The following is an 11,806-nucleotide window of genomic DNA, read 5'->3' on the forward strand; positions in this document are numbered from 1 at the left end:
GAGAGTTTTGTTCCACATTGAACGTAGCCACGCCCTAGAACTTGATCCGCACCCCAGCCTGACCGCCATAGCTGGTGTAGCTGCTTGAGATATCACCATGCGCTTCGATAAAGCCGCTGAGCGGCCCAGTGCCAAAAAGGGTCATGCCGGCTTCGATCCGGCCATACGTGCCGATCTTGTTGTTGCTCAGCGCGATTTCATCCGAACCAAAAGAGAAGCGCACTGGCGGCCCATCTTGAAACTCATGCACCGCGCTGGCGCCAAGGTAGTAACCGATGCCCGTGCCATTGCTCCGCTCGCTCTGGCCGCCGATCCGCAGTCCGGCAATCCCGCGCAAGCCATCAATATTGCCAAAGTCAAAGCGCGTATCCTCGATCACTATGTCATCAAGGTTCGTCGCTTGATAATCCAGGTTAAACTGAGGTTCGATGAAGAAGCCATCATCGCCAAAGCGGTATCCAAGCTGTGCGTGCACACCCAGCGCGTCGCCATCAGCGTCGCCATCAAATCCGCCAGCGCGCGGGTCGCTCAGGTTGCCGCTGATTGTATCGTATTTGATCAGGCCATCAGCATAGAAGCCGCCGGAGCTGTAGGACGCTGACAAGCCAATGTTGAACACATCAAACCGCGCGCTGTTGCCGCGCGAGGCGAAGCGAATGTTCGAGCTGAGATAACCGGCTGTGATCCCCGCTGCGAAACCGTCACCGGCTTGAGAGGCCAGGTCATATCCGGCCTGGAAGCCAAAGAAGTCTTGCTCGTAATCAAGATCATTGGCTGCCGGCAGCATCAGGCCAGTGCCCATTGTATCATCCTCGCGGCTCGCGACATTGCCATAGAAAGTCAGCCACAACGGCGATGCGTTCTCATCATCAAAGCGCGTACTTGCCTGGTGCTGTGTCCAGGCGTCGGTGCTGCGATACCAAAGCGATTGCGCGCCCTCGGCCAGCTTAGCGCCCTCAGCGACTGAGGACGTGAACCGGCGTGAGATGAGGAAGTCATTGTTCGCCGCATCGAAAGCGAGATCGAGAGCCACGAACGGCGTAAAATTGAGAGACTGGTTCGCAAGCTCGAACGCGCCCTCTTCGCTGCCACCAGCGGCATCGACCAGAACGATGCCTGATCCAATCCCGGCTGCGCTCGATACATCATTGAGGAAAATTGTAGTGGTGCCGGTCGCTGCGCCGCCAATGATCAGCTTATCAGAGGTTCCAGCAAAATCGATGTCGATCGCAAGTTGCCCGTCATTGCCGATAAAGTCGCCGCTAACCGTAAGGCTTCCCGCTGCGTCTTCGTTCACCAATGTGATGAGGCCAGCATTGCTGAGGGTCTCAACACCGATCAGCGAAGCAATTGCCGGAGCAGCCAGAGTGCCGCCTGCCAAGTTATCGAACATATCCGTGCCCGCGCCAAAATCGCTGGTATCACGAACCTGGAACGTGCCGGAATTGGTGAAGCTGTCATCACCGCTCGCAAACTGGACCGGATCGAGGATCGTTCCAGTGTTAGTGAGTGTGATCGGGCCCGTATTCGCGCCGCTGGCGATAAAGGCGTTGGTTCCGCCTGACAGCAGCCCACTGTTCGCAACAGAGACCGCGCCGCCTTCGGTGGAGACAGCAAACCCGCTGACGCCGCCAAGCGTCATGCCAGTGAGGTCAGCTGTGACAGTGCCTGCGCCGTCCGCGCTTGCGGTGATCCCGGCGAGCGATCCCATGATGTCGCCATTGCCGGTGAGGAGAATGTCGCCGCCCGCGCCGCCGGTGGCATCGGCCAGAATGCCATTGCCGCCAACGCCTGTGATCTCATCCACATCGGTAACGCTGATCGCGCCGCCGCCAGATGCCAGATCAATGCCGTCGCCTGCATTGCCTTGAACGAGGTCAATATTGCCTACCGTCAGTTCGCCGCCCGCCGAAACCAGCATGATGCCATCGGTTGCCCCGGTGACTGTGCCTGAGCTTCCCTGGACCGTGATGTCGCCCGTTGTGCTGAGGCCATAGAGCCCGACCATTGTCGTTCCGGTCACCACTGCCGTGGAGGACAGGGTGATCAGCGTATCACCGGTCGCAGCGGTGGAGATAATGCCCACGCCGCCTTCAACGGCATTCACATCAACCGTGACATCTCCGCCGGTGTTCTGCGCAGCCATGATGCCAACGCTCGATCCGACAACCGCGCCGCCAGTGGTGTCGATCACAATGTCTGCGTCATTCACGCTTTGCTCTGCGATGATGCCTGAACGGCTGTTGCTCGTTACATCCGCCGTTGTGATCGTTAGCGTGCCCGTTCCTTCGTTAAACGCGAGGATGCCTTCATTCTCAGCTGAAACCGCACCTGCGGCGGTGTTGACCGTCAGCTCTGTGAGCAGGTTGAAGATGGAAATGCCGCGGTTGCCGCTACCGGTCACATTGCCGGTCGTGATCGAAAGCGCGCCCGATCCAATGCTGCGAGCATAAATGCCCGAGGCGCTGCCCGTGACTTCACCTGCGGTCGTATCAATCGTCAAATCAGTACCGTAATTGCGGCCATAGATGGCGTAATAACCGCCTGCGTTCACATCGCCTGTGGTGACAGCCACTGCGCCGCTGCCATCATTCGCTGCGCGAATTCCGTTATAGGCCGCATCAACAACGCCGCCGGTTGTATCGATTGTCAGATTGCGAGCTGCAGCATAGTTTCGCCCGCTGACGGCCACGCTGGTTGTGGCATTGACATCAGCAGTGGTGATGGAGAGATCGCCCGTCCCGCCATTGTTTGCATAGATGCCGGCCGTGCCAGTGACTGTTCCGCTGGCCGTAACCGTCAAATCGGTGCCCGCAGGAACGCTGAAACTGCCATTGCGTGCCCTGATCGCAGCGCCATTAGCGCTCGTCACTTCATTGACGTTGACCGTGAGAGCGCCCGTGCCATCGTTTTGAGCGCGAATGCCGCCTGTCTCGCCAGAGACCAAGGCTGCGGTCGTGATCGACAGGCTGGCGCCGCTTCCATTCGCGCGGATTGCATCGCTGCTGGTCGAAATGACATCGCCCGCTGCCATGATGCTCTGCGCGCCTGCACCCGATTGCACGGTAAAGATACCGTAGTTAGAGCCAGTCACCCCATTCGTATTGATCGAGAAGACCCCGCTGCCATCTTGGCGCGCAAGGATACCCCGCCTCGCGCCGCTTACATCCCCGGCGCTGGTGTCGATCGTCAGGTCTGTGCCACTGAAGTTCATCGCCAAAATGCCATCATAGCCGCCCGTCACATCCGCCGTGGTCAACGAAAGCGAGCCCAGTCCGCTATTGATCGCTAAAATGCCATGCGTAGCGCCGCTTACGCTGCCTGCACTGCTATCGATAATTAGGTTGGTACCGATGTTGAGCGCCATGATGCCTTCAGAGCGGGCGCCCGTCACATCCGCTGTGGTGATAGAAAGCGCCCCTGATCCGAAGTTGTCCGCGAAAATGCCTTTGCGGCCGCCGCTGACACTGCCCAAACTGCTGTCAATCGTGATCGAACCCGCGCCATTGGTGTAAGCAAAAATACTATCGTCGCCGGCAGCGATATTGCCGTTGCCGGTGATGGTAATCGCTCCGCCAATACCGCCGCCTGCATATGCAGTGATACCATTAGCACCCGTGCCGCTAATTCCACCAACCAGACCATTGCCTGTGATGGTAATGTCACCGCCGTCGCTATCAGCGACAATACCGCTGTCATCCGTGCCGGTGATCGTATCAACCGCATTGACGGTGATTGCGCCGCCAGCGGACGCCAGGTCGAGGCCATCACCCGCATTGCCCGTCACGCTGTCGAGTGTGTCGACAGTGATATCGCCGCCGCTACTGCGAACATACATGCCATCGGTCGCGCCGACAACGTCACCTGATGATCCCTGAACTGTGATCGAGCCGCCGGTTGAGTATCCATATATGCCTTGGCTGGCCGTGCCGGTAACAACGGCGGTCGACCCGAGTGTGATAGTAGTCGCGCCCGAGGTCGTGTTGCTAAAGATGCCGGTTCCGCCGGTCACTTGGTCGACGATGATGGATGCCACCGATCCACCGCCATAGTCGCGCACATAGATACCCCTGTTGCCGCCGACGACACTGCCCGCACTGCTGTCGATCGTTAGGCTGCCTCCCGCACTGGATTGAACGACGCGGATGCCTTCGTTCGTGGTGCCAGTAACATCGGCAGTTGTGATCGTGAGTGCGCCTGAGCCAGCGTTGGTCGCGTTGATACCTCTGAAGCCGCCGCTGACGCTTCCTGCGCGGCTGTCGACCGTCAGATCGGTACCGCTAAAATTCCTTGCCGAAATGCCCTCGCCGGTGCCCCCGGAAACGTCAGCCGTCGTCACAGAGAGAGCACCGGAGCCTTGGTTGACTGCGTATATCCCCCTCGTGCCACCGCTGACGCTGCCAGCGCTGCTATTGATTGTGAGATTTGTACCGGTAGACGAGTTGCCCGCCGTAATGCCTTCGCGATCGGTGCCCGAAGCGTCCGCTGTAATAACGGAAAGAGCGCCCGATCCCTCGTTGATCGCTCTGATGCCGCGGTTGTCGCCGACAACGCTACCCGCGCTGCTATCGACCGATAGACTGTCGCCAGAGGACGAGTTGCGCGCGTAAATGCCGTTACCGTTGGCACTGGTCACATCCGCCGTCGTGACCGAGGCCGTTCCCAAACCTTGATTGTAGGCATAAATGCCATTAGCCGCGCCGCTGACGCTGCCGCCGCTGGTATCTACCGCGAGGTCCGTGCCCTGGTTGCGTACAGAAATGCCATCGCCGCCGGTGCCCGTCACATCCGCCGTGGTCAGCGAAAGTACGCCCGATCCAAAATTGGTGGCGGTAATGCCACCATTGCCGGCAATCGTGCCTGCACTGCTGTCGACTGAAAGGTCGGTGCCGAAATTGCGAGCAGAGATGCCATCGCGGCCCGTGCCGGTCACGTCCGCAGTCGTGACCGAAAGCCCACCCGTCCCGAAGTTGGTCGCATTAATACCGCTGACTCTGCCGGTGATGCTGCTCGTGCTGGTATCAATCGTGATCGACCCCGCGCCATTAGTAAAAGCATAGATACCGTTATTGCTGCCGTTGATATCGCCATTGCCCATTATGGTGATCGCGCCGCCAGGCCCACCGCTGGCGTCAGCAAGGATGCCATCACTCGCCGTGCCCTCAATTCCGCCCACGAGACCGCTGCCAGTGATGGTGATATCGCCGCCATCACTATCGGCCAGAATACCTCTGCCGCCCATGCCAAGGACCGCGTCGACCGCGTTGACGGTAATTGCGCCGCCAGCGGAGGCGAGGTCCAGACCGTCGCCCGCATTGCCCGTCACACTGTCGAGAGTGTCGACAGTGATATCGCCGCCCATGGATCGCACATACATGCCATCGGTTGCACCAACTACATCGCCGGAGCTGCCCTGAACGGTGATCGCGCCGCCACTTGATTGCGCATCGATCCCGCTTCCCGTCAGGCCCGTAACGAGTGCGGTCGACGTCAAGGTGATCGTCGTTGCACCCGTGGTAGCCTCCGCATCAATGCCTACACCGCCCGTGACCTGATCGACTGTGATGTCGAGCGTGCCGGCACTTTGTTGATCAGCGAGAATGCCCGCAAAAAGCCGACCGGAAAAGTTTGCTCCAGGTTGGCCTGAGACGATACCGGCGCTGGTGTCGATCGACATGTCCGCGCCTGCCGCAGAATTGACCGCATGGATGCCATCAAACGAGGAACCTGTCACATCAGCTGTCGTCAGCGAGAGCCCGCCAGTCCCCTGGCTGTTTGCCAAAATACCCCTGCTTCCGCTTACATTGCCTGCACTGGTATCGATTGTCAGATCGGTGGCCGAGACCCCGTTGGAAGCAAGAATACCCTCAAAGACGGCTCCCGTTGCATCCGCAGTCGTTATCGAAAGCGCGCCTGACCCAAAATTGGTCGCTTCAATTCCTCGCTCGCGGCCGCTGACGCTGCCGGCGCTGCTGTCGATGGTAAGGCCCAAGCCACGGGTGAACGCAAAAATGCCGCCCGGGGCATTGCTAGTCACATCCGCCGTGGTCACGGTGACAGCGCCCGATCCCTGGTTTGAAGCGTTAATGCTACCGGTGACGTTGCCAGTGCTGGTATCAATGGTGATCGAGCCCGCGCCATCGGTTCGCGAATTTATACCGCCATTGCCGATATCACCATTGCCAGAGATGCGGATGTCGCCGCCGGATCCACCACCCGCATCAGCGAATATGCCAGAACCTGTGGCACCTTCGATCCCGCCGACCAGACCATTGCCGGTGATAGTGATGTCCCCGCCGTCGCTGTCAGCCCTGATTCCTACCGCCGTTCCAGCGATGGCATCAACGGCATTGACGGTGATCGCGCCACCAGCGGAGGCGAGGTCCAGACCGTCGCCCGCATTGCCCGTCACGCTATCGAGAGTGTCGACAGTGATATCGCCGCTGATGGATCGCACATACATGCCGTCGGTCGCACCAACCACAACGCCGGAGCTGCCCTGAACGGTGATCGCGCCGCCCGTGGACCGCGCATCGATCCCAGCTTCAACCAGACCGGTGACCACTGCCGTCGAAGCCAGCGTAATCGTCGTCGCGCCCGTGGTCGCATTGGCATCAATGCCTATGCCGCCGCTGATCTGATCGACCGTGATGTTGAGCTCGCCAGCGCTTTGTTGATTGGCGCGGATGCCGTACCTCGCCCCGCTGACACCGCCTGAGCTGGTGTCGATCGTTAGGCCCGTGCCGGAGTTACGAGCATAAATGCCATCAAAACTGATGCCCGTCACATCCGCTGTGGTCAGCGAAAGCGCCCCGGATCCGTTGTTGATTGCAGAAATACCGAAGCTGCCAGAAGAGATGCTGCCCGCACTGCTATCGATCGTCAGGTCCGTGGTTCTCGTGGACACGTTGGCCACATTGATGCCACTAAAACCCGTGACATCCGCCGTGGTCAGCAAAACCGCCCCGGATCCATAGTTGCGCGCAAGGATGCCAGTGCTGCCACCGCTGACGCTGCCCGTGCTGGTATCAATCGTGATCGAACCCGCACCATCGGTGCGCGTATTAATCCCATAGTTGCTGCCAGTGATATTGCCATTGCCGGTGATGGTGATCTCGCCGCCTACGCCGCCTCTGGCATCGGCATTGATGCCATCGCCCGCCGTGCCTTCAACCCCGCCGACCAGGCCATTGCCGGTGATGGTGATATCGCCGCCATCGCTATCGGCCAGAATTCCATTGCCGCCAGTACCGAGCACTGCATCGACCGCATTGACCGTGATCGCGCCGCCAGTGGAGCCAAGGTCCAGACCGTCGCCCGCATTGCCCGTCACACTGTCGAGAGCGTCGACAGTGATATCGCCGCCCGTGGATCGCACATACATGCCGTCGGTCGCACCAACCACAACGCCGGAGCTCCCCTGAACGGTGATCGCGCCTCCGGTTGATTGGGCATCAATCCCAGCCCCTGTCAGGCCGGTAACAACAGCGGTTGAGCCCAGCGTAATCGTCGTCGCGCCACTGGTAGCACGCGCATCGATGCCCAGACCGCCCGAAACCTGATCAACCGTTATGTTGAGCGTGCCAGCGCTCTGTTGAGCAGCGAAAACACCCGAGACCCGACGGCCGGTTGAGAGCACTCTTGTCCCGCCGATGACGCTGCCTGCAGAACTGTCAATCGACACATCAGCGCCTGAGCCAGAGTTGACCGCGACGATACCTTCATTCCTGATGCCTGTAACATCGGCCGTGGTGATTGAAATTCCGCCTGCGCCGAATTGCGACACTTGAATGCCACCGGTGATGCCGCTGACAGCGCCCGCGCTTGTATCAACCGTCACGTCTCCGCCAAGATTGATCAACGAAATTCCATTCTGGAGCGCGCCAGTTACATCCGCCGTGGTCACTGAAAATGTGCCCGATCCGTTGTTGGTCGCTTGAATGCCGATGCGTTCGCCGCGCACACTGCCTTCACTGCTGTCAATCGTCAGGTCCGTGCTTGAACTCAAGTTCAAAGCGAGAATGCCATCCCGTCCAACGCCGGTCGTATCAGCAGTCGTTATCGAAAGCGCGCCCGTTCCGGTGTTGATCGCATAGATGCCATAATCGCCTCCGGTGACACTGCCATTGCTGCTATCGATCGTCAGCGAGCCGGCGTTAGACGCGGCGAAGACGCCCGTGCCCGTAAAGCTCGGATTGTTAACACTAGTGGGAGTGCCAGCGTCGCCGATGACAATTGTCACATCATCTGCGGTGGTCGTGATACCGGCGATTTCCGTCGGCGCGGCGACAACGCATGTGATCGTCTCACCAGCTTCGGCGACGCCATTGCCGCTGGTATCAACACAACCAGCGGGGATCGACTGCGAAAAGGCGGGACTGGCTGCGGCAAAGATCGCGAGCGGCGCAGCGGACCAGCGCAGAGCGGATTTGGCAAGAGCAGCAAGCGAGGCGCGCGAAGGGGCGTTCGCTGCGACAATCTGACTGCCTGCTTCGACCAGACCAAGCTCCGGGGAGTAGCTTGCGGCTTGGCCGCTGACCTTGGTCATGCGCCCACCGCGCACGATGCCAAAACCAAACCAGCTGCGCCGGATCTGCTCCTGCTCACTCAGAATATCAGTGATCACTTCGCCGCCAGCTTCACGCACACAATCAGTCATATTGCCCCATCTGGCCCCGTCGGGCCGCTACTCGAGTCAGTCTGGGAATATGTGCGGAGCGGCTCGTCCTCAAGCTTGCCCCCAAAAAACCCCGTTTTGGCTTTTTCCTTTTCTCGTAAGCTCGGTATTAGTTCGTTTACGCAGCGGAAATATGAGCTTGTGGGCTGGCAGCAGGTAACGTCATGGCCTGCCGAATTGCTTGGGAAGGAAAGCAGCTTGATCTACAGATTTGGCGTGTTCGCCTATGACAGCGATCGGTTTGAATTGAACGACACGAACGGTGAAGAAATCCCCCTGCAACCGATGACGAAGGAGCTGCTGTATCTGTTCCTGCAACAAGGTGTGGGCCGGCTGCTTACCAAGGCCATGATCGTTGAGCGTCTGTGGCAGGGACGCCAAGTGTCCAACGCTGCACTGCTCAGCCAGATCAAGACATTGCGCGCAGCGCTGAATGACACGGCCAAACCCCGGCAAATCATCGCCACCGTCCACGCCAAGGGATGGCGGCTGGTCCCCGAAGTGGAGATGGTGCGTCAGCAAGCGGCGGTTGCCGCGCCCCTTGCCAATATCGAGACTGGTGATGTCAGCCTCGAAATGATGGGCGAGAAGCCATCGATTGCTGTCCTGCCGTTCCGGATTATCGGCGATGCGCGATCCGCCAATGCATCCTTTGCCGAAGCATTACCGGACGACATTATCTCTGCGCTTGCACGGCTCCACATGCTGCGTGTGATCGCGCGCGGCACCAGCTTCCAGTTTGGCAATGGCAATATCGCTCCGTCCAAGCTGCGAGCGGCGCTGAACGTCGACTATTGCGTCAGCGGCGCGATCGAACTGGGCGGAGACAGGCTGGCGGTTGCAATCGAGCTGTCCGACACGCGCGACAACACTGTGGTGTGGTCAGAGCGGCTTGAGTTCGATCCGCGCGCGGTTCACGAAATCAGGGAGCATGCCGTTGGGCGTGTTGTGCATGAGGTTGAGCGGCAAATCCCGCGCAATGAAGCGGAGCGGTTGCGAATTTCTGCGCCGAAGGACCTGACCGCATGGCAGGCCTTTCACATGGGCTCATCGCTGCTTTATCGCAGAGGGATCAGCAATATCGAGCGCGCGCAGGCCTATTTCACCCGCGCAGTATCAATCGATCCCGATTTCGCGCGGGCGCATGCGGGATTGTCGCACACCTATTGGTGGCTTCTGCTCCAGCGGACATTGCATGATCCGGGCGATGCACCGCAATTGATGCGCCAGTCGGCGGAGGCCGCGGTTGACGCCGATCCCGATGACCCCTCGGCCAATCTGGCGATGGGCAAGGCGTTGTCGCTGGGGACGCAGCCCGAACAGGCTCCGGAATGGCTGGAACGCGCCATCGATCTTTCGCCCAGCTATGCCATGGGCCACACGCAAGTGGCGGCGTATCATGCCTTTGCCGGGCCCTATGAAGAAGCGATGGAGCATGGGGCGCTGGCGCTAAAGCTGAGCCCGCGCGATCCGATGCGCTACAGCACCTATGCCGCTCATGCGATTGCCCAATTCAACCTCGGAAACATTCAGGCCGCGGCAGAATGGGGCCGCCGCGCACAGAGCGTGCCGCATGAGGACCTGATGATAATGGTTACCGCCTTGTGTGCGGTTTTCTTGGCCGGAGACAAACAAGAAGCGGCCGAAATCGCAGGTCAGATCCGCAATACCTTTCCGACTGTCACCATCTCCGGGATTGAGCGCTCCAATCCTGCCATGGGCGATCAGGTGCGCCCGGTCGTCCAGGCGATCTTAAGCGCGAACGGTTTCCATTAGATCTGCTTGGAGCGCCGCTGGGTCTCGCCAGCAGGCCAACCTATTGCTCAATCGTAATGAGCGTGCCGGCATCGGGTGAGCTTGGTGAGACGGTCATCGGGCAGCTAAATCCGTGCGCCAGCTCAACATCGTAAAGCTCGCCAATATCGCCATCGATCCGGAACCAGTCCACGCAGGCCCCGGACTTCAGGTCGATCACCTGAACCCCGCACCACGGCTCGCTGTCGGCATCTATCAGGCGCTGATCGAGCTCAAGCCCTTCGAAACGCTGATAACGCGGGCGCGATAGGCCGACGAAGGCGAACCCGCCATGGAACGAAAGCCCACGTAAGAAACCAGGGCAGAAGGCGAGCGGCACGAATTTGCCCATTTTGCCCTCTCCGTCGGGCAGCTCGACATGGCCCAGCTCTCCCGTGCCGGAATTGAGCACCCATAGCTTGCCATCATGCCAGCGCGGCGAGTGCGGCATGGACAGCCCTTCGCAAACGACCGCGTTGTTCTCGACATCGATCACCACGCCGCCATCGCCGCGGCGATCGCGCCAGCCGTCGATTGTGTCCGACTTAGACACAGCGGTGACATATGCCGCCTTGCCATCGCGCATCGCAAGACCGTTTAAATGGCAGCGGTCCTCATCGACAATGTCGCTGATGAAGGGCGGGCGCCAGACCGGCTTGAAAGAATGCCGCTCAGAGATGCTCGCCAAGCAATTGTAGCGCGTGTTGACGAACACCAGCTCGCCGTCTGTCTGCACGCCAACGTCATGGGCATCAAGCTGGCCCGTGGTGTAGACGGTGCGCGGCATAAAGCAGCCGTCATAGACCTTATTGATCCGCTGATCCGCCTCCAGCACATTCTCCAGCCGCATCACCTGCGCGCCCGCTGTCAGCACCAGGCGGCCCGGCCCGTCTGCGCATAGCCCCATGGGCTTAGGCATGCCGGATTGGTGAAGCTGCGGGTTACCCTGCGGCCCGCTGCCCAGCATGTAGAGAAAGCCCGACTGATAGGATGTGAAGGCAAGCGAGGCCTTAAGCCCCGCAAGCCGCGCAATAATTCCGCCGGATAGCGAATAGGAAACCTTGGGCGGGGCCGCGCCAGCCTGGCTCGCCGCAACCTGTTGACCTTGTGAAGTCATCTTCCCTCTGAGCTGCCTTGAATCTTATTTCCAAAGAGTCGCTTATTGTTCAATCTGCTCAGCCAGGTAAAGGAATAACTATCAAGTTCAGCCCATTGAGCAGATGCTGGTGGGCGCATTTATTGATCGGATCTTAGGTCTAAACTTATGCGCGCCATTGTGAACAACGAAGGCAACGGGTCGTAAGCGGAATGTCCAATCTCGGCTTGCTTGGCTTG

General features: G+C 59.6%; 3 protein-coding genes. 1 reads left to right on the plus strand and 2 read right to left on the minus strand.

Annotation, left to right across the window (positions count from 1 at the left end):
- Window positions 1–34: 34 nt before the first annotated feature.
- The gene (locus ACGHU1_RS10450; protein ID WP_390586610.1) at window positions 35–8,659 is read right to left on the minus strand and encodes a hypothetical protein; all 8,625 of its coding nucleotides are present in this window, start codon (window positions 8,657–8,659) and stop codon (window positions 35–37) included.
- 216 nt (window positions 8,660–8,875) lie between these two features.
- On the opposite strand from ACGHU1_RS10450, the gene ACGHU1_RS10455 reads away from it, so the two are divergent.
- Entirely contained in the window at window positions 8,876–10,453 is a 1,578-nt protein-coding gene (locus ACGHU1_RS10455) for a winged helix-turn-helix domain-containing tetratricopeptide repeat protein (RefSeq protein WP_390586612.1), read from the plus strand.
- Window positions 10,454–10,493: 40 nt separating this feature from the next.
- Here the strand turns inward: ACGHU1_RS10455 and ACGHU1_RS10460 are convergent, their stop codons facing one another.
- Window positions 10,494–11,588, minus strand: a complete 1,095-nt coding sequence (locus tag ACGHU1_RS10460; protein WP_390586614.1) for a TIGR03032 family protein — start codon at window positions 11,586–11,588, stop codon at window positions 10,494–10,496.
- Window positions 11,589–11,806 lie beyond the last annotated feature (218 nt).

This window comes from Erythrobacter sp. MTPC3 (assembly GCF_042854385.1).
Taxonomy (GTDB): domain Bacteria; phylum Pseudomonadota; class Alphaproteobacteria; order Sphingomonadales; family Sphingomonadaceae; genus Erythrobacter.

What these genes read in the sequence shown, in the direction of transcription:
- ACGHU1_RS10450 (WP_390586610.1), bottom strand. Translation starts at nt 8,659, where the DNA reads ATGACTGATTGTGTGCGTGAAGCTGGCGGCGAAGTGATCACTGATATT.
- ACGHU1_RS10460 (WP_390586614.1), bottom strand. Translation starts at nt 11,588, where the DNA reads ATGACTTCACAAGGTCAACAGGTTGCGGCGAGCCAGGCTGGCGCGGCC.